The sequence below is a fragment of the Cupriavidus sp. PET2-C1 genome (genome assembly GCF_054515855.1).
This window is the reverse complement of the sequence record NZ_CM137260.1, coordinates 2,498,132-2,516,937: the sequence shown is the minus strand read 5'-3', so window position 1 is coordinate 2,516,937 and position 18,806 is coordinate 2,498,132. Positions and strand designations below refer to the sequence as shown.

Annotated in this window: 18 protein-coding genes and 1 rRNA gene; 11 read left to right on the top strand and 8 right to left on the bottom strand. The window is 67.4% G+C overall.

All coding sequences use genetic code 11. From position 1 onward, the window contains the following. Positions 1–143: 143 nt before the first annotated feature. The 3 genes from ACX12D_RS31250 (at position 144) to ACX12D_RS31240 (ending at position 3,700) form a co-directional block, all read left to right on the top strand. Positions 144–878, top strand: a complete 735-nt coding sequence (locus ACX12D_RS31250) for a DNA/RNA non-specific endonuclease (RefSeq protein WP_459374876.1) — start codon at positions 144–146, stop codon at positions 876–878. A gap of 262 nt (positions 879–1,140) precedes the next feature. Further along, complete coding sequence (locus tag ACX12D_RS31245) at positions 1,141–1,860, top strand: dienelactone hydrolase family protein (RefSeq protein ID WP_043357103.1); 720 nt, start codon at positions 1,141–1,143, stop codon at positions 1,858–1,860. A 298-nt stretch (positions 1,861–2,158) separates the two neighbouring features. Then, positions 2,159–3,700: a fatty acyl-CoA synthetase gene (locus ACX12D_RS31240; RefSeq protein ID WP_459374875.1), complete on the top strand. Its 1,542-nt coding sequence runs from the start codon at positions 2,159–2,161 to the stop codon at positions 3,698–3,700. 162 nt (positions 3,701–3,862) lie between these two features. Here the strand turns inward: ACX12D_RS31240 and ACX12D_RS31235 are convergent, their stop codons facing one another. Next, a complete protein-coding gene (locus ACX12D_RS31235; RefSeq protein WP_459374874.1) occupies positions 3,863–4,540 on the bottom strand; it encodes an outer membrane lipoprotein in 678 nt (225 codons plus the stop codon). A gap of 177 nt (positions 4,541–4,717) precedes the next feature. Then, a complete protein-coding gene (locus tag ACX12D_RS31230; RefSeq protein ID WP_150991589.1) occupies positions 4,718–5,170 on the bottom strand; it encodes a MarR family winged helix-turn-helix transcriptional regulator in 453 nt (150 codons plus the stop codon). Between the two features lie 202 nt (positions 5,171–5,372). Between ACX12D_RS31230 and ACX12D_RS31225 the strand changes: the two genes are divergently transcribed. Both ACX12D_RS31225 and ACX12D_RS31220 read left to right on the top strand, forming a co-directional pair. After that, entirely contained in the window at positions 5,373–5,942 is a 570-nt protein-coding gene (locus ACX12D_RS31225; RefSeq protein ID WP_459374872.1) for a YggT family protein, read from the top strand. 219 nt (positions 5,943–6,161) lie between these two features. After that, positions 6,162–6,440, top strand: a complete 279-nt coding sequence (locus ACX12D_RS31220) for a hypothetical protein (protein ID WP_253930380.1) — start codon at positions 6,162–6,164, stop codon at positions 6,438–6,440. Positions 6,441–6,602: 162 nt separating this feature from the next. Here the strand turns inward: ACX12D_RS31220 and ACX12D_RS31215 are convergent, their stop codons facing one another. After that, the gene (locus ACX12D_RS31215; protein ID WP_459374871.1) at positions 6,603–7,532 is read right to left on the bottom strand and encodes a LysR family transcriptional regulator; all 930 of its coding nucleotides are present in this window, start codon (positions 7,530–7,532) and stop codon (positions 6,603–6,605) included. 141 nt (positions 7,533–7,673) lie between these two features. Between ACX12D_RS31215 and ACX12D_RS31210 the strand changes: the two genes are divergently transcribed. Further along, positions 7,674–8,522, top strand: coding sequence for an IclR family transcriptional regulator (locus tag ACX12D_RS31210; RefSeq protein ID WP_459374870.1), 849 nt, complete (start codon positions 7,674–7,676; stop codon positions 8,520–8,522). Positions 8,523–8,535: 13 nt separating this feature from the next. Here the strand turns inward: ACX12D_RS31210 and ACX12D_RS31205 are convergent, their stop codons facing one another. Continuing rightward, positions 8,536–9,306: a phytanoyl-CoA dioxygenase family protein gene (locus ACX12D_RS31205; RefSeq protein WP_441639009.1), complete on the bottom strand. Its 771-nt coding sequence runs from the start codon at positions 9,304–9,306 to the stop codon at positions 8,536–8,538. Positions 9,307–9,590: 284 nt separating this feature from the next. Here ACX12D_RS31205 and ACX12D_RS31200 point away from each other — a divergent pair, with 284 nt between their 5' ends. The 5 genes from ACX12D_RS31200 (at position 9,591) to ACX12D_RS31180 (ending at position 15,763) form a co-directional block, all read left to right on the top strand. Beyond that, positions 9,591–10,511, top strand: coding sequence for an AAA family ATPase (locus ACX12D_RS31200; protein WP_459374869.1), 921 nt, complete (start codon positions 9,591–9,593; stop codon positions 10,509–10,511). 6 nt (positions 10,512–10,517) lie between these two features. Next, entirely contained in the window at positions 10,518–11,564 is a 1,047-nt protein-coding gene (locus ACX12D_RS31195; RefSeq protein ID WP_459374868.1) for a DUF58 domain-containing protein, read from the top strand. Further along, the gene (locus ACX12D_RS31190; protein ID WP_459374867.1) at positions 11,561–13,588 is read left to right on the top strand and encodes a transglutaminase TgpA family protein; all 2,028 of its coding nucleotides are present in this window, start codon (positions 11,561–11,563) and stop codon (positions 13,586–13,588) included. Before ACX12D_RS31195 ends, ACX12D_RS31190 begins: the two co-directional genes overlap by 4 nt. A 115-nt stretch (positions 13,589–13,703) precedes the next feature. Further along, on the top strand, positions 13,704–14,192 hold the full coding sequence (locus tag ACX12D_RS31185) for a MarR family winged helix-turn-helix transcriptional regulator (RefSeq protein ID WP_441639001.1): 489 nt from the start codon (positions 13,704–13,706) through the stop codon (positions 14,190–14,192). Beyond that, on the top strand, positions 14,189–15,763 hold the full coding sequence (locus tag ACX12D_RS31180) for an MFS transporter (RefSeq protein ID WP_459374866.1): 1,575 nt from the start codon (positions 14,189–14,191) through the stop codon (positions 15,761–15,763). The genes ACX12D_RS31185 and ACX12D_RS31180 overlap by 4 nt, the downstream gene beginning before the upstream one ends. 230 nt (positions 15,764–15,993) lie before the next feature. Here the strand turns inward: ACX12D_RS31180 and ACX12D_RS31175 are convergent, their stop codons facing one another. The 4 genes from ACX12D_RS31175 to rrf form a co-directional block, all read right to left on the bottom strand. Next, positions 15,994–16,311, bottom strand: a complete 318-nt coding sequence (locus ACX12D_RS31175) for a hypothetical protein (protein WP_006164639.1) — start codon at positions 16,309–16,311, stop codon at positions 15,994–15,996. Between the two features lie 272 nt (positions 16,312–16,583). Then, positions 16,584–18,047 carry a DegQ family serine endoprotease gene (locus ACX12D_RS31170; protein ID WP_459374865.1) on the bottom strand — a complete coding sequence of 488 codons (1,464 nt, stop codon included), beginning with the start codon at positions 18,045–18,047 and terminating at the stop codon, positions 16,584–16,586. Positions 18,048–18,211: 164 nt separating this feature from the next. After that, positions 18,212–18,514, bottom strand: coding sequence for a GIY-YIG nuclease family protein (locus ACX12D_RS31165; RefSeq protein ID WP_459374864.1), 303 nt, complete (start codon positions 18,512–18,514; stop codon positions 18,212–18,214). Positions 18,515–18,668: 154 nt separating this feature from the next. After that, positions 18,669–18,781 (bottom strand): 5S ribosomal RNA (gene rrf, locus ACX12D_RS31160). Positions 18,782–18,806: the final 25 nt, after the last annotated feature.

The window sequence follows — 18,806 nt, the reverse complement described above, 5'->3', positions numbered from 1 at the left end:
CGCGGCCTCCGCCATCCTGCGCAACGGTGCAATGTCCTCTGACGGCTCTCGCCGGCTTTTTCGGACCTATTCGGGCCTATTCGGGCCTTTGCCGGCTTTTGCCGTCTCTTCAAATCTGCAAGCTGTAAGGATTCCTTTCTCGCATGAAGAAGTTTTTTTTCTCGGTGGCGCTGTGCCTGGCATCTGGCGTGGCCAGCGCTTCCGGCGGCTTTTCCCAATGTCCTCAATTCTTCGCGCAAAGCGCGGCCCCCAAGGCACCGAGCTCGGCGGAGCTCAAGCTGCGCCCGCTTTGCTATGACGCCTTTGCTGTCATGCACTCGGGCCGCAGCAAGACCCCGCTGTACGTGGCTGAGCGCCTGTCGCGCGCGCAACTGATCGATGCCAGGGACGAGACGCGAACAAATCGCTTCTTCTCCGATGCGCGCCTGCCCCGCGCCGAGCGGGCGGAACTGGACGACTACAAGGGCAATGAAGGCATCGACCGTGGCCACATGTCGCCTGCCGCCGACCAGCCGACCGCGCAAGCCATGTCGCAATCGTTCACGCTCGCCAACGTGGTGCCGCAATACAGCCAGAACAACCGCAAGGCATGGGCCTCCATCGAAAAGGCCACACGCAAGTACGCCATGCGCGCGGCCGGCGATGTCTATGTCATCACGGGCCCGGTCTTCGATGGCAACGTTCGCACCATTGGCAGCGGCAAGGTCTGGGTCCCCACATACCTCTACAAGCTCGTCTACGACCCGTCGACCAACCGCGCCTGGGCGCACTGGATCGAGAACTCCGACGCCGCCCGGCCGGGCAAGCCGATCTCCTATGGCGAGCTGGTCAGGCGCACCGGCATCGAGTTCCTGCCTGGCGTTCAGCCGGCAAGCTGATGGACCGGGCCCCCGCATGCTGCATGACGGGCTGAGTGACGGGCCAAGAGGCTGTTTCAAAATGAAGCGAAGCGGTTCTGGCTAGGCGCGCGGCCGCAGACAGTACAAGTGGTACGGCAAGGCCGCGCAACGACGCCAGAATCTTTTTGAAACGGCCTCTAAGTGACGCCCGGCACGTCTGCCCGGACAGTGGCACACTTGCAGTTTTCCGGATTTCTGTCCTGCCGATCAACGGCACTGAGTGTCAATGGAGCAAGCAAGCATGCCTAACCACAGCAACAGCCAATGGATCCGCGTTGAAACCGAAGGTGGCGCCTTCGATGCCTACCTGGCCCTGCCGCCCACCGGCAAGGCGGCCAATGCACCTGGCATCGTGCTGGTGCAGGAAATCTTTGGTGTCAATGAACATATCCGCGCGGTAGCGGACCAGTACGCCCTCGACGGCTACGTGGTGCTGGCGCCGGACGTGTTCTGGCGCTTGGCGCCGCGCGTGGAACTGGGCTATGCGGGCGCGGACATGGCGCGCGCGATGGAGTTGCGCCAGAAGGTGGATGTGGAGCTGGCGGTGAAAGACATCGCCGCCACCGCCAAGGCGCTGCGCGGCCAGCTCGGCGCGGGCGCGAAGATTGCGGCAGTGGGCTACTGCTTCGGTGGCCTGATGGCCTACCTGAGCGCCGCGCGTGGCCTGGTCGATGCGGCGGTTCCTTACTATGGCGGCGGCATCCAGAACAACCTGCAGGAAGCCGCCAGTATCAAGGTGCCGGTCCAGTTCCACTACGGCGCGCTCGATGCGCATATCCCGGCCGACGCCGTCGAGAAAGTGCGCGCGGCCGTGGCCGGCAACCGCCAGGCGGAAATCCACGTTTATGCGCAGGCCGATCACGGCTTCAACTGCTGGGCGCGCGGCTCGTATCATCAGCCGTCCGCCGCGCTGGCCCACGGCCGAGCCCTGACCTTCCTGGCTGGCGCGCTGTCCGCCTGAGCCAGCGGCAGCGGCAGCAAAAGCCGCCGCCATCGGGCTGCATACACGCGCCACGGCCCCGCCGTGGCGCGCTGCCTCGCTCTATCCTCCCCTTGCGCCGGACGTCCTGCCCGGCGTCTCCGCCTTCCCCACGCCAGGGCGGCTTGCGCCTGCGCCGGCCCGCCCGTATGCTGGCCCCTCGAACGCCAACGCCGCGGCCATGGCATCGTGCTTGCGCCAGGAATGCAATGACGCGATCAAGCCCTGCGGCATCGGCTCTCAAGACTTGCTGGACCCTAAAACCATAACGGAGACCACCATGCAGTCAGAGCAGCAGCGCGTCCTGCGCAACACCATCCCCGATGCCCTCGCCCGCGCGGTACGGCGCAGCCCCGACAAGGTGGCGCTGCGCTTTGGCGAACGCAGCTGGACCTATCGCGAACTCGAGGCCGCGGCGGCCAGCGTGGGCGCCGCGCTGCAACGGTGGGGCCTGCGCCCCGGCGACCGCGTGGCGGCGTTCGGCAAGAATTCGGATGCCTACGTGCTGCTGTGGCTGGGCTGCCTGCGTGCCGGGCTGATCCATGTGCCGGTGAATTTCTCGATGACGCGCGGGGAGGTCGAATACATCGTCGCCCAGTCCGGCGCCAGTGCGCTGTTCGCCGACCCGGCGCTGGCCGCGCACGTCGAAGGGCTGCCTTGCCCGTTGCTGGGGAGCCTCCATGGCGGCGGCGAGCGCGACGTGCTGACGGCGGCCAAGGGCCCCGCCGGGGAGATCCTTGCCACCCTCGACGACGCCATGCCGGCGCAGATCCTCTACACCTCCGGCACCACGTCCGCGCCCAAGGGGGCGGTGCTGACGCATCGCGCCTTGCTGGCCGAATACATGAGCGCCATCGCCACGTGCGACATCAAGCCGGAGGATGACGCGCTGGCTGCGCTGCCGCTCTACCACTCCGCGCAGATGCATGTCTTCCTGATGCCGCTGCTGCTGATGGGCGGCAGCATCCTGCTGGCGCAAAGCCCCGAGCCGGGCTTCTGCCTGCGCACGGTGCGCGAGGCCGGCATCACCAGCTTCTTTGCGCCACCCACCGTATGGATTGCGCTGCTGCGCCACGCGGACTTCGATCCGCGCCAGCTGGTCTCGCTGACCAAGGCCTATTACGGCGCCTCGATCATGCCGCTGCCGGTGCTGCTGGAATTACGCGAGCGCCTGCCCGCGCTGGGCTTTTTCAACTGCTACGGACAAAGCGAGATCGGCCCGCTGGCCACGGTGCTCGGCCCCGATGAGCACCGCGAGCGGCCCGCTTCGGCCGGGCGGCCCGTGCTGAATGTGGAAACCCGCATCGTCGACGAGAAGATGCAGGACGCCAGGCCCGGCGAGCTCGGCGAGATCGTGCACCGCTCGCCGCAATTGCTCACCGAGTACTGGGACAAACCGGAGCAGACCGCCGAGGCTTTCAGCGGCGGCTGGTTCCACTCGGGCGACCTGGGCTATATGGACGAGGGCGGCTATCTGTATGTGGTGGACCGCATCAAGGACGTGATCAATTCCGGCGGCGTGCTGGTATCCAGCCGTGAAGTCGAGGAGTGCCTGTACCAGCATGAAGCCGTGGCGGAAGTCGCTGTCTTCGCGCTGCCGCACCCCAAGTGGGTGGAAGCCGTGGCGGCTTGCGTGGTGCTCAAGCGCGAGACGCGCGCTGAGGAGGAGGCGCTGCTTGCCCATGCCCGCGCCGCGCTGGCCCCGTACAAGGTGCCCAAGCGCATCGTGTTCGTGCCCGACCTGCCGCGCAACACCGCCGGCAAACTGCTCAAGCGGCAATTGCGCGAGGATTACGCGGGCTTGTTCGGGGCGGGCCGATAGGCGGCGAGGCCAGCGTGATGCCGGCCCCGGCATCGCGGAACACCTTGCTGCGGGATGAACGGCGCCCGGCGAGGAAGCGGTGCGCCACGCGCGGCCGCCTCACCGCCCGGGAGCCCTGACACCCTTAGACAAGGGAAGATGACGATCCGGGCAACCCCATCGTCAGTAAGGCATTGCCACGCCGTTCTGCACCTTGACCCGGTCGCCGTTGCGCAAGTTGTACGGCGTCGACTGGGTCACCGTGAGGTAGCCGTTGTCAGTGGTGCGCACGCGGATGCGGTACGCGGGCGGTGCCGTGTTGGTGCGCTTCTCCACCTCGTTGCCGGCCACCGCGCCGACCACCGCGCCGCCGATGGTCGCGACCGTATTGCCGCGGCCGCCGCCGACCTGGTGGCCGAGCAGGCCGCCAACCATGCCGCCGATCAAAGTACCGGCGACGCCGCCGCTAGCCGACTGTCCCGGCAACATCTCGATGGATTCAACCTGGCCATAGCGCACGCCGTAGGCATCGTTGCCGTAGGCGGCTTGCGGCTGGCTCGGCTGGGGATAGCCGGCTTGCGGGTAACCTTGTTGCGGATAGCTCTCCTGTACCGGCGCCTGCGGATAGCCCGATTGCGGGTAGTCGGCCTGCGGGTAAGCGGGTTGCTGGTAGCCCTGCTGCGGATAGGCCACGGGGTAAGCGCCACCCACCTGCGTGCTGCTGCCGTATGTGCCCGAATTGCCATAGGCCCCGTAGCCACCATACCCGCCGCCATACGGCGCGCTCACACAGCCGGCCAGGGCACCCGCTGCAAGCAAGGCAAGCGCGGCGGTACGAAGGGGGAAAGAAGGGAAAGACATCGGGAAAACTCCTGCGGTAGCAACGCGTGTGGGAATGCGCGCGAGTCTAGGGCCGCAGGGGCGCCTCGGGTGTCACCGAGGCTTGTGATTGGTAACTGCCTGTAACGGGAATGCCTGCCGGGTTAAAAAAAGCCGATTTCCCGCTTCAGGAACGCTTCAGGATTGCTTCTTGGGTGCTCAGGCGCGCTCCGCGCCATCGTCGTTGAAGGCCGTGAGGCGTGCCACGCGAAAGGTGCCACGCAGCGATTCCAGCTCGCTCCGGTGCAGCATGGCCAGCCGGTTGAGGAAGCGCTCGCCCTTGGCCATCAGGTGGACCTCGACAATGCGGCGGTCATCCGGGTTGGCCTTGCGCTTGACCAGCCCGGCCGCCTCGCAGCGGTTGACCAGCGCGACCACGCCGTGCTGCTTGGCCTGCAAGCGCTCGGCGAGCTCGCCGATCGATGCCCAGTCCTTGCCGGCACAGCCGCGGATATGCAGCATCAGCAGGTATTGCTGCACGGTCAGCCCTTCGCTCTGGGCGGCATCTTCTGAAAACCGCAGGAAACGCCGCAGTTGGTAGCGAAAATCGGATAATGCCTCGAAATCCTGCTTGGCAAGCGGGGATTTGGATGCGGCAGGCTGGCGGGTCATAGGGGGTAGCGTCTGGACGCTGGGGAACTTGGCTCGACGCTCATTATAGGGGCTGCCCCCGGCGGTTCCGCGGACGTGCGGCAGTGCCAGGTTCCGGGGCCAGGCCGGGGTTTCGACCTGCGCCGATGCGGGTATGGCAGAATCTGTGCGTTCGCAGACACTCCCGACTGCCGACATCACACTTCCACCGGAATCGAAACCGATGTTCTCGGAAATCGCCCTTTTCCTGCTCGATACCGTCTTCAGCTTGTTCGGCATGGCGCTGCTGCTGCGCCTGTGGATGCAATGGACACGGCTGCCCACGCGCAATCCCGTCTCGCAAGGCGTATTCCAGGTCACCGACTGGCTGGTGCGGCCCTTGCGCCGGTTCATCCCCGGCCTTGGCGGCATCGACTGGGCCACCGTGATCGGCGCCTGGCTGACCGCCCTGGCGTTCCTGCTGCTGGTGCTGCTGGTCTCCGGCGCCGACCCGCTGACCTACCTGCCGCTGATCCTGCTGATCGCCGTGCTCAATATGCTGAAGTGGGGCATCAGCATGGTGATGTGGGTCACGCTGCTGATGGCGGTTCTGTCGTGGGTCAACCCGCACTCACCCGTCACGCCCGCCATCAACCACCTGACCGAGCCGCTGCTACGCCCGATCCGCCGGGTCATTCCGCGCCTGGGCGGCTTCGATATCTCGCCGCTGGCGCTTTTCGTGATCGCGCAGATCCTGCTGATGATCATTGCCCGCCTTGGCGCGGGATTGTTCGGCGCGCGATTTGGCCTCTGAAGACCTCTAAAGGCACCTGAAGGCACCTGAAGACATCTGAAGGTCTTTGAAGGCCCCGCCGGCAAGGGATGCTTGTGAATGCCCCGGGCCCACGCCCGGGGCATTGTCCATAGTGACGAACAGTGTTTTGGTGATTGACGCTTTTTCCTGGGCAGATGTAGGCATACATTACAGCCAACGTGGAACACACCACGATATGCCTGAAGGAAGAAAAGCATCATGAAGACCCTCGCACAAACCCGCACCCTCGCCGTTTCCCTCCTCTGCGCCATCGGCCTGTCGATGGCCGCCGCCTCCGCGCACGCCAGCACGCCGGTTTCCGACCTGGCCCGCCTCGATGGCAGCATCGGCCGCACGGTCGATGCGTTCACCGACGGTGCCCGCAACGGCCCGCGCGACCCGTTCACCGATGGCGCCCGCAGCGGCCCGCGTGACCCGTACACCGACGGCGCTCGCGGCGTGAACGAGCCCCGCAGCAGCTTCAGCGACGGCGCCTGAGCGCAACCTGGCATTCGCCAGGTGTGGAAGAGACAGTTAGAGTTGGATAGTCAGAGATAGTCAGCAAGTGCTCACGGTGTGAGCAACATTGTCAGCGCGGACATGGGCAGGCCTGCCAGCCGCCCACCCCAGCCGCAATGACCCCCACAGCCGCGCCAGCCCTCACGGGCCGGGCGCGGCTGCGTCGTTTCGGTCCTGCAGTTCGGAGGCCATCATGGCTTCCACCGCCTCCATGAAGACGCGTACCTTGCGCGGTTGCAGCCGGCGATCCGGCAGCAAGGCAAAGACCCGCAGCGGTGGCGGCGGGTAGTCCGGCAGCACCTTCACCAGCCGTCCCTGGGCGACTTCCGCTTCGCAATAGATCAGCGACAACCGGGCAATGCCAAGGCCGGCCAGGGCGCCCTGCAGCCGCAGCTCGGCGTTGGCGGTCTGCATGCGCGGCCGGATCGGTACCGCCACGCGCTCGCCATCGCGGGTGAATTCCCACATGCCGTCGCCAGGCGTGGTCAGGGTCGGCAGCTTGGCCAGGTCTTCGGGCTGCAGTTGCAGCGGCAGGCCGGCGGCCAGCGCCGGCGCCGCGAACAGGCCGCGCTCCACGTGATAGATGCGCCGCGCCACGGTCCCGGAATCAGGCAGGTCGGCATCGACCGCGACAAAGGCGACGTCGAATCCGTCACGAATGGGATCGACCATGCCTTGCGAGATCTCCACCTTCACGTCCAGTGCCGGGTGGGCCGCCAGCGTGCGGCAGATCACGCCACCCAGTTGCTGGGCGCCAAACTCGTACGGCGCGGCGATGCGCAGCACGCCTTGCACCCGCTCCTCGCGCGCCAGTGTTTCCTGGCGGATCTCACGCAGCCGCGCAAACAAGGGCGCCACGTCCCGGTACACCGCGCTGCCGGCATCGGTCAGGCGCATGCGCCGGGTCGTGCGCTGGAGAAGCTTCGAGCCGATTGCCGACTCGAGCCGCGCCACCGCCGCCGAGACCCGGGACTTGGGGCAGTCGAGCTGCTCCGCCGCAGCCGTGAAAGTGCCTTGCTCCACCACGCAGCAGAAGGCTTCCCAATCGTTCCACTGGATTGTCTCGTTCACCAGGCGATGTTTCCTTTACAAGCTATGTTTCCCAAACGCGCGACATTATGCGCGCAGCGGGTGCGCCACTGGCGCGCGCCCCGCATTTCCTCTACCCTTTCGGCCTTTCCGTGTGTATTCGGCAATCAGCCGAACCAACCGATGGCCAGCCCTGCCGCTCCCGACAATTCCGACCACCCGGCCACGGATGCTTCCGTGGCGCCCGCCGCCGCGCCGGGCCCGGAGAAGCCGAGCGATACCTATGTGCAGTCCTTTGCACGCGGGCTCTCGGTCATCCGTGCCTTTGACGCGCAGCACCCCGCCCAGACGCTGAGCGAGATCGCGCAGGCCAGCGGCCTGACCCGCGCCGGCGCGCGGCGCATTCTGCTGACCCTGGTCGGGCTGGGCTATGTGCGCGCCGATGGCCGCCTGTTCCGCCTGACGCCCAAGATCCTCGACCTGGGCTTCGCCTACCTGACCTCGATGCCGTTCTGGAATCTGGCCGAGCCGATCATGGAAGCGTTGTCGCAGGAGGTGCATGAAAGCTGCTCGATCTCCGTGCTGGACGGCACCGAGATCGTCTATGTGCTGCGGGTGCCGGCGCGCAAGATCATGACGATCAACCTGTCCATTGGCAGCCGGCTTCCGGCCTATTGCTCGTCGATGGGCCGTGTGCTGCTGGCCGGCCTGCCGCTTGAGGAGCTCGACCGGGTGCTGGGCGCCAGCGAACTGCGCGCCCGTACCAGCCGCACCGTCACCGACCCCGCCGAGCTCAAGGCCATCATCGCCGGCATCCGCACGCGCGGCTGGGCCCAGAACGACCAGGAACTGGAAGAAGGGCTGGTCTCGCTGGCCGCGCCGATCCGCAACCGTGCCGGCCAGGTCATCGCCGCCATCAATATCAGCGGCCAGGCCAACCGCACCAGCGCCGACGACATGGCCAGCAGCTTCCTGCCGCCGCTGCTGGCCGCCTCCGAGAAAATCTCGAACCTGATCAGCCTGCGGAGCTGATGCGCCAGCGCGGTTAGCGTGTGGCCGTTGCCGGCGCAGGCAGCTCGACGCTGCCGAACTCGGCCGAGCGGGTGCCCGGCAGCGGATGGTTGCTGGCACCGTGGTAGGCGAAGGCGACCGACAGCTTGACTGCCTCGGAAACGTTCTGGCCCGCGCTGTGAAACAGCCGGCTGTCGAACAGCAGCACGTCGCCGCGCTCCAGGGCCAGCGGCCGCACGCCTTGCAGCATGGCCTGGCTGGCCGGATGCGACTCGATCAGGAATTCGGCCGCATCGAGCTGGCCGGGTTCGAGCGCGACGGTGTGCGAGCCGGGAATCACGCGCAGCACGCCGTTGCTCTCATCCTCCCTGCCCAGCGCCAGCCACACCGTCACCAGCTCCGGGCGGGCAAATGACCAGTAGCGGGTATCACGGTGCCAGCCGGTCTGGCTGCCATAGTGCGGATGCTTGGTCATCACGCAGTTGTGGTGAGCGAGAGTCAGGCGCACCGGCTCGCCCAGCAAGGTCGCGACCACCTGCGTCACCGCGGGATCGGCGGCCCATGCACGGAATGCATCGTCGCGCCCATAGGCCTGGCGCAAGCGCCGCACCGTGGCCCCTCCGACGGCGTCGCGGCTGGCGGGCGCGCCGGGATAGCCTAGCTCGGCTTCATATTCGACCGGCGCCGCGGCCGCGGCCAGTTGCGCGCGTGCGACCTGCTCGAGCTGGCCGCAGACCGCGGGCGGGGCAAAGCCGCGCAGCACGATATAGCCGTCTGCGTGAAAGGCGCGGTTGAGTTCGTTCAAGTCTGCAGCGGTCGGGGCGATGGCCGCAGGGGTGGCAGAAGCGGTGGAAACCTTGGAAGCCGTGGAAGCCACTTTGGAAGCGGCACCCGGCGGGACAGCAAGCGGGGAGTTCATTGCAGCGGATGAGGGGTTGGCTGGGCCGACAGCTTCGATAATGCCAGAAGCCGGGCGAATCGGCGCGCCCCGCGTGCGTCGGGTGCCCGTTGCGTGCGCAAACAGACTGTTCCCGCGCCTGCGCGCGCCGCTACAATGGCCGGGTTCTCCCCCCGACCCGCAGGCTTCACGTGACAGCTCGCCCACGCATCGTCGCATCGCTCTCCGAGGCGGAAGCCCAGCTTGGCCGCATCGTCCTGGGCAAGCCCCGGCAGATCCGGCTGGCGCTGGCCTGCATGCTGGCACGTGGCCATCTGCTGCTGGAGGACCTGCCGGGCGTGGGCAAGACCACGCTCGCCCACGCGCTGGCGCGCACGTTGGGGTTGCAGTTCCAGCGCGTGCAGTTCACCAGCGACCTGTTGCCCGCCGACCTGATCGGCGTCTCCGTCTTCGTGCGCGACAGCGCGGAATTCCGCTTCCACCGCGGCCCCGTGTTCGCACAGGTGGTGCTGGCCGACGAGATCAACCGCGCCACCCCCAAGACACAGAGCGCCTTGCTGGAGGCGATGGCCGAGGGACAGGTCACCCACGACGGCGTCACCCATGCCTTGCCGTCCCCGTTCTTCGTCATCGCCACGCAGAATCCGCTGGACCAGATCGGCACGCACGCCTTGCCCGAATCCCAGCTCGACCGCTTCACCATGCGCCTGTCGCTGGGTTATCCCGATCCGGCCTTCGAGCGCGTGCTCTACCTTGGCGGGGCAGCCCCCGCGGCCGGCACCCCGGTGATGGATGCAGCGCAGGTGGCCGCGCTGCAGCAGGCCGCGGCCCAGGTCTATGCCGGCCCGGCGCTGGTGGACTACGCCCTGGCCCTGGTGCAGGCCACGCGCGCGCACGCCGCCTTTGCCGCCGGGTTGTCGCCGCGGGCAGGCCTGGCGCTGCTGGCCTGCGCGCGCGCCTGGGCGCTGCTGCACCAGCGGGACAGCGTGCTGCCCGAAGACGTGCAGGCGGTCTTCATGCCAGTGGCGGGCCACCGGCTGCTGCCGTCCGGCCCAGCCGGCGGTGGCCAGGAGGCGCTTGCCCGCCTGCTGGCCGATGTGGCCATTCCCTGACGCCCGATGGCGCGCAGCCGGCCGTTTTCCTCGCCGGGCACGGCATCTCCGGCCGCGCCTGGCCCCAAGCGGCTGGCGTGGGCGTCACCACCCTGGCTGCAGCGCCGGCGCGCCCCCCGGCAAGGCGTGGTAACGCTCGACCGCCGCCACCTGTACATCCTGCCCACCCGGGCCGGCCTGGGCTTCGCGGTCTTGCTGATGGCCATGCTGCTGACGGCACTGAACTACAACATCAGCCTTGGCTTCGCCCTCACCTTCCTGCTCGGCGGCATCGGCATGGCCTGCATGTGGCAGGCCTACCGCAACCTGCTCGACATGACGGTGGCCGGTGTCAGCGCGGCGCCAGTCTTTGCCGGCGAGCCGGCCGCATTCAGCCTGCGCATTTCAGGCAGCAACGCGCCAGTACGCATCGGCGTGGAGGCGAGCCTGCCGGCCCAGGCCGGCGCGCTGCCTGCCCGCCTGAGCCTGGCACGGGATGCCACCGGCCAACTGACCTTGCACATGCCCACCAGCCAGCGCGGCTGGCTGGCGCTGCCGCGCGTCACGCTCTCGAGCCGTTTTCCGCTGGGCCTGTTCCGGGTGTGGAGCTATGCCGACCTGCCGCTGGCCGCGCTGGTCTACCCAAGGCCGGAACCTGGCGCGCCGCCGCTGCCTTTTGCCGCGCAGCCCGACGACGATGGCGCAGCGTCCTTGCCTTCTGACGATGGCACGGATCAGTTGCGGCGCTACCGCAGCGGCGATCCGCTGCACCGCATCGCCTGGAAACATAGCGCGCGTACTGGCCGCTGGCTGAGCCGCACCGGCGAGGCCGGCAGCCTGCCGACCTGCTGGCTGGACTGGCAGGCCCTGCCGCAACAGCTCGGCCTCGAGGCGCGGCTATCGCGCCTGTGCGCCTGGGTGGTGGCCGCGGGCGACAGCATGGAAACCGGCCTGCGGCTGCCCGGGGTCGAGATCCCGCCCGGCCGCGGCGGCGCGCATCGCCGCGCCTGCCTCGAAGCCCTGGCCCTGTGGCCGGGACGCGCCGGTCAAGCCCCGCCGGAAAGCACACCGTGAAGTTGCCACCGCGCCCCCTTGCGCACGAAGAGCATGGCCTGCTGCTGGGCCAGCTGGCACTGGTGCTCGCGCCGCAGGCGCGCAGCCTGCCGGTGACCATCAGCGTCTTGCTGGTCTTGCTGCTGGCGTGGCGCTGGCTGTTGTGGCGCCAGCGCGCGCCGCTGCCCTCGCGCCTGATGCTCGGGATCATCGCGGGGCTGGTGATGCTGGTGGCCGCCGCACTGGTCTGGCAGGCCGGCGGCAACATGGGGCGCGACCTGTCGGTGGCGCTGCTGGGCGCCTTCGTCGTGCTCAAATTGCTGGAGTGCCGGGTGCTGGCCGATGCCACACTGGTTACCCAGCTGTGCTTTTACCTGCTGCTGAGCCTGTACCTGTTCGACCAGCCGTTCTGGCTGGCCTTGTACAGCCTTGCCATTGCCGCCTGGCTGCTGCGCAACTGGCTCTTCCTGGGGCATCCCGAGGCACGCGGCTATCTTGCCGTGTGGCCGTTGCTCGGCCGCCTGACCCTGATCGGGCTGCCCTGGGCGCTGCTGCTCTTTGTCTTGTTTCCGCGCCTGGATCATCCACTGTGGCGGCTGCCGCAAGCCGAGGCCGTGGCCACTACCGGCATCAGCGACTCCATGAGCCCGGGCAGCGTGAGCCGGCTCACCCAGTCGACCGAAGTGGCACTGCGCGCCGACGTGCAAGGCGGTCCGTTGCCGGCCAGCGCCCTGTACTGGCGCGCGCTGGTGCTGTGGCAGTTCGATGGACAGACCTGGCGGCCATCGCCCCTGCGGCAGCGGCGCGCGCAGCCGGCGCCGGGCTTGCCGGCGGCCGATGACACGACAGCGGATGCCGGGCCCGGCGAGGCGGCTGGCAACGCCTCGGCCAACGGGATCGTCAACTACAGCGTCACGCTGGAGCCCAACCAGCACGCGTGGCTGTTCCTGCTCGACCGTGGCCAGGCGATTGCCCCCGGCGCCGGCGCGGTGATCAATGCCGACGGTGAGTTTTTTACGCGCGACCCGGTGGACCGGCGCCTGCGCTACCGCGCGCGTTCGGCTCCGGCCGCGGCGCAGCCGCTCGATCTGGCGACGCGAGAGCTGGCGCTGGCGCTGCCACCGGGCAACCCGCGCACGCGGGCGCTCGCCGCCGCGTGGGCGGAGCAATACCCGGATCCCGCCCAGCGGGCGCAGGCCGCGCTGCGGCTGTTTGCCGCCGCGCCGTTCAGCTACACGCTCTCGCCTTCGCCGCTTGGCCACGAGCAGGTCGACAGTTTCCTGTTCGACACGCGACGCGGCTTTTGCGAGCATTACGCCAGCAGCTTCGTGTTCCTGATGCGCGCGGCCGGCGTGCCGGCGCGCGTGGTCACAGGCTATCTCGGCGGCGAGTACAACCCCATTGGCGGCAACTACATCGTGCGGCAGGCCGACGCCCATGCATGGGCGGAAATCTGGCTCGAGGGGCGCGGCTGGGTGCGCGTCGATCCCACCAGCGCGGTGGCGCCAAGCCGGGTCGAGCGCGGCATCGACGCCGCGCTGGAGGCCAGCGAGATCGAAGCGCTGCGCGCGATGCGAGACCCGGGCTGGCTGCGGAACCTGCGCTGGGGCATGGACGGCATGGTCTACACCTGGCAGCGCTGGGTATTGCAATACGATCGCGGCCAGCAGGCGCGGCTGATGCGGCAGCTCGGCATCGGCGACAGCGTGCCGCAAGTCCTGCTGGGCGGACTGGCGGCGCTGAGCCTGCTGGCGCTCCTGCCGCTCGTGCTCAAGCGCCGCCGGATCGATCCGGTGCAAGCCGCCTACGCACGCTTCTGCCGCCAGCTGGCACGCCGCGGTTGCGTGCGCGCGCCGTCCGAAGGGCCGCAAGATTTTGCAACGCGGGCCGCCCGCGCCCTCCCGGCTGCCGCGCTGGCAGTGCAGGACTTCAGCGATCGCTACACCAAGCTGCGCTACGGCCGTCTGGCGCCGGCGCAGCGCTCGGCCGAGCTTGCCGGGCTGCGCCAAGCGCTGCGGCGGCTTTGCCGTCACCTTGCGCGCTGAATGCAACGGGCGCCGGAAGGCATCGGCGCCCTGGTTTGTTTCAGATGATATAATTACGTTTGTAATTATATTGCCGGATCGGACCAGTTGTCCCGGCATCACCTGACTCCCCGCCATGTCCTTCGAAGACCGCATTGACCGCTTCTGCGCGGGCCATCCGGAAGCGCCGCGCGACCTGATCCTGGCCTCCCGGCTGCTCATGCGCACCGCACGCCTGCTGCGCAGCCACATCGATCGCGCGCTAGCGCCTTTCGAGCTGGACCTTCAGCAATACCTCGCCATCAGCCTGCTCGCCACCGACGACAACCAGCCCAGCCTGCCGTCCGAGCTCGGCATCACGCTCGACGCCACGCGCACGCAGATGACCCGGCTGATGGACGGCCTCGAAGCGCGCGGCCTGGTGCGCCGGCACGCCTCGGCGCAGGACCGCCGCAGCACCGAGCTGGTACTGACCGCCGCCGGCCACCGCATGCTGGAGCGTACCGCCCCGGCCGTGCATGCGGCCTACGCCGAGGCCTGGGGGCCGGTAGGCGAAAGCGGCCTGGCCGCGTCCACGCGTGCGCTCAACCGGATGCATCAGAACCTGCTGACGCTGGAACCATGAAAACCGTGTCTGCCTTACGGCCGCTGCGGCTCGGGCTGCGGTGGCTGCGCCTGCTCAGCCGCCGGCAGCGCCAGACTCTGGTGATGCTGTTGCTCGCGCTGGCCACCTCGGTGGAGTTCCTTGAGAACATCATGTTCGTGTTCGCATCGAGCCATATCGTTGGCGGCGTCGATGCCGATCCGCGCAGCTTCGCCCTGGTCCAGGCCGCGTACGCGGTGGGCAGCATGTTGATGATCCTCAAGCAGCAATGGCTGGCGCAGCGCTTTGGCTATCGCTACTACCTCACCGGCGCGCTGCTGATCTTCATGGCGGGCACGCTGGCGGCTGCCACCAGCCATTCGCTGCCGCAGCTGGTGGGCGCGCGCTTTGTGCAGGGCGTGGGCGGCGGGGCGCTGTTTACCAGCTGCCGCATCCTGGTCAATGTGATGTTCGCGCCGGCCGATAGGCCGCGCGCTTCGCGCATCTTCATGCTGGGGATCTTTGCCGCCTCCGCGCTGGCGCCCGCCATGGCAGCTGAGCTGATCGAGCGCGGCGTGTGGCAGGATGTGTTCTACGGCGTGCTGCCCTTCGCCGCGCTGGCAACGCTGGGGGCGTGGCTGCTGCTGCCGGACGCCGAACCGCGCGAGGACGATCCCGGCCCCGCGTTGGGCCCGCTGCTGCTGTTCGGCGCGGCGGTGGTGACCCTGCAGGCGGCCATGACGGAGGCGCGCTTCGATATCTTCTCGCACCCGCTGCGGCTGGCGCTGATCTGCGCGGCGGGTGTCGGCCTGCTGATGGGATTTCTCTGGCAGCAATGGCATCACAGCACGCCGGTGCTCCATCTGCGCGCGCTGCGCAATCCGGTCTATCTGACCGGGCTGGCCATGTATTTTCTTTACTACCTGATCAGCAACCTGAGCGGCTACGTGTTCCCGATCTACGCCGAGCAAGCGCTCGGGCTGCCGCTGGCGACCACCGGATGGCTCAACACCTTCGCCGCCACGGTCAGCCTGGCCGGGATCTTCGTCTACCTGCGCGTGGCCCCAAAACTGCCGCACAAGAAGCCGCTGATGGCAAGCGGCCTGCTGCTGATGGCCGGGGCCACGTGGTGGTTTTCGTCGATGCCGCCCAACGCCGGCCCGCCGGCGCTGGCGTGGGGGCTGGTGGGCAAGGGCCTGTTTGGCGTGATGGTCATCATCCCGATTGCCGGCCTCACCTTCCGTTCGCTGGCCGGCGACGATTTCGCCCACGGCTACCGCAGCAAGAACCTGCTGCGCCAGATCGCCGCGTCCTTCGCGTCTGCGCTCGGCGCCGTGCTTTTGCAGAACCGGCAGTTCGCGGTGCACACGAGCCTGACCGGCGCCCTTGGCCAGCACACGGCGCAGACGCAGCAGTGGATGGCGGCGGCCCAGGCAGCCTTGAGCGCGCGCGGGCTGGATCCTGGCCATGCCTATCAGGCCGCGCTGGCGCAGCTTGCCGGCCTGCTGGATACGCAGGCCAGGTTGATTGCCTGCGAGGATCTGTATCGGCTGATCGCGGCGCTTGCCCTGACGGCTGCTGTCTTCATGCTGGCGCAACGCCGTCTCGATTGACGTGCGCTTGCTGCAAGACTGGGAGTTGGATGCCGGGGCGCGGGCAGATCTGTCTGCCGCACAGGCTACGCAGTGTCGGCCCGAGGGGCTGAGCAGCGCATTGGATCTGCTAAATCTGGCTGAATCTGGCTGGCTTGCCGGAGCGGATCGCTCCGGGGAGTCGCGGCGCGGGGCGCGCGCGGCTGTCGCTTTCCGGGAAAGCGTCGGGTCGGCTGGTTAATCGGCTCTAGTCAGAACAGTGCGAGCTGGCGCATGCCAAAGCCGATGGTTTCTTCCACGCGCATGCGGGCGTGAGCGAGCGAGCCCTCCGCACCGGAGTAATTGCCTGCGGCCCAGTGATAGACCACCGGCATGTCGCCGCGATCGGACAGGCGAACTTCGCCCAGTTTCTCGCCGCGCTCATTGCGGTAGAAATGCGAACGGTAGCCACGCTCCCAGTGCGGGGCTTCGGCTTTCTTGCGTCGGCGCGGGGTGGGCGAGGCTTGCGGCAGGCGCCGCGCTCTCTCGGTACCCGTGGTCGCGGACGCGCGGGTGAAATCCAACTGCATAGACTTCCTTGTGTCATCGAGTCTGCAGGACAATTTCGCATTAATGGCCCGGGATGGTCAAGGCCATTGCTGCGTGTCCTGCTTCGCAGTCGAGATGATACCTGTTACCGCGCGTTCTGGCAGCCCTATTGCACCGGAATTCGGCGTCCACTAAGGCTTGGCGGGCCGGCACGTATACCTTCGCACCGGCCCGCCCGCCATTTATGCCGAGGTTAACTCGGGGGTTAACTTCGCGGTTAACTCCCTGGCTATCTCCGTGGCTGACTTTGCCGTTAACCCAGATCCAGAGGGATAAAGATACGGGCATCGTCGCGTTGCACCAGCAGTGCAACCTGCTTGCCGGACTTCGCTACCAGGGCCCGCAACTGCTCCGCCGAGCTGATCGGCGTGCCGTTGATGGACAAGATGACGTCACCCGGCTGGATGCCAACCTTGGCCGCCGGGCCTGCGACATCTTCGACCACCAGCCCGCCCTCGATCCCGCTGTCGCGCTTCTCGGTCGGGCTCAGCGGGCGAACCGCCAGGCCAAGCTTGCCGCCAGCGTCGTTGGCGGGGGACTTGCCAGCGACTGCCGCATCCTTGGCCGTGCCGACCTTCACCGTCAGGGTCAGGGGCTCGCCCTTGCGGATCACCTTCAGCGAAGTCTGCGTGCCCGGCGCAATGTCGGCCACATGCTCTGGCAAGTCGCCCGAATGGTCGATCACGTCGTTGCCAAGCTGCACGATCACGTCGCCCGGCTTGAGGCCAGCCTTGGCGGCCGGGCTGTCCGGCTCCACCGAGTTGACCAGCGCCCCGCTAGGCTTTGGCAGCCCGAACGATTGCGCCAGGGCCTGGTTGATCTCCTGCACGCCGATGCCGAGACGGCCGCGCGTGACCTTGCCATGCGCCACCAGTTGCGCCTGCACCTTGGTGGCCACGTCGATGGGAATCGAGAACGACAACCCCTGGTAACCGCCGGTCTGGCTGTAGATCTGCGAATTGATGCCGATCACTTCGCCCCGCAGGTTGAACAGCGGGCCGCCCGAGTTGCCGGGATTGACGGCGACATCGGTCTGGATGAACGGCACATAGGTGTCATCGGGCAAGGAGCGCGATTTCGCGCTGACGATGCCGCCGGTGACTGTATTCTCGAAACCGTAAGGCGAGCCGATGGCCAGCACCGGCTCACCCACGCGTACGCGCGAGGGGTCGCCCAGGCGAACGGTCGGCAGGTTCTTGGCGTCGATCTTGATCACCGCGACGTCCGTTTGCGCATCCGCGCCCAGCACCTTGGCCTTGAATTCGCGGCGGTCGGTCAGTTTGACCGTCACCTCCTGGGCGCCGTCCACCACGTGCGCATTGGTCAGGATCAGGCCATCGGGGCTGACGATAAAGCCCGAGCCAAGGCCACGCACTAGTTGCTGCTGGCCGTTCTGCGGTCCCTGGAATTGCGGGCCGAAGCGCTTGAAGAACTGGAACAGGGGATCGTCCGGGTCCATGCCCTGCGGCACTTGCGCCGAAGCGTGCTGGGCGCGCGCCGTCACGCTGATATTGACCACCGCCGGACCGTATTGGTCCACGATGCTCGAAAAGTCTGTGGGCGCGGCCACGGCCAGCGGCTGGGCCGAGGCGGTCACGGGCGCCTGAGCGGCATATCCCGGCGTGATCACTTCCTTCTGCAGATAGGCATACCCCCCGGCAAGAGCGGCCAGGGCAGCAATGCCAATAGCGGAGCGTGCAAGCGTCTGGCGAATCATGGCGTTTTCCTTTCTTGGTTACCTCAGGCGTCCGGGCTATCTGGACGCGACAGGACCATCCTAAAGGCCGATCCTTAAACCAGGCTTAAGGAAGCGTAGAAGGCACTGCCGGGATCAAGAAGGGTGCCGCCGATGCGGGGGCATTCAAGGTGCGAGGGTAATGCTCAAGCAGGATCGACGGCTGGAGCTTCGGGCGCCTCTGTCGTCAATTGCGCGCAAAAACTCCGCTTCTGCGCGGAAGTCAGCCGCTTCGCCGCCGCTTCAGCCTTTGAGGCTTGCGAGCGATTGTCGAAGCGCTGCCAGCCCAGGATCCTGATGGGCTTGCGCGATCGCGTATATTTAGCGCCCGTTCCTGCCAGATGCTGGGCGAAGCGCCGCTCCACGTCCGTGGTAATCCCGGTGTAGATCGTATTGCCCTCACATTCGAGCAGGTAAAGAAACCACGGGGCTTCGCCGTCGGCTGGCATTCGAAATGAGTGAAAGAGGGGGGGGGGGCAAGGTGGCCGGAGCAGCAATTATGCTTGCCGCCATCACTTTCCGCAGCCGCAAATCGTAGCCACAAACCGCAGCCACAAAAGCAAAACCCCCCAGTACTTTCGTACTGAGGGGTTTCAAGGGAGAGCCTGGCGATTACCTACTTTCACACGGGTATCCGCACTATCATCGGCGTGGAGTCGTTTCACGGTCCTGTTCGGGATGGGAAGGGGTGGTTCCAACTCGCTATGGTCACCAGGCATAAACGGTGGCCGCGCTGAGGGA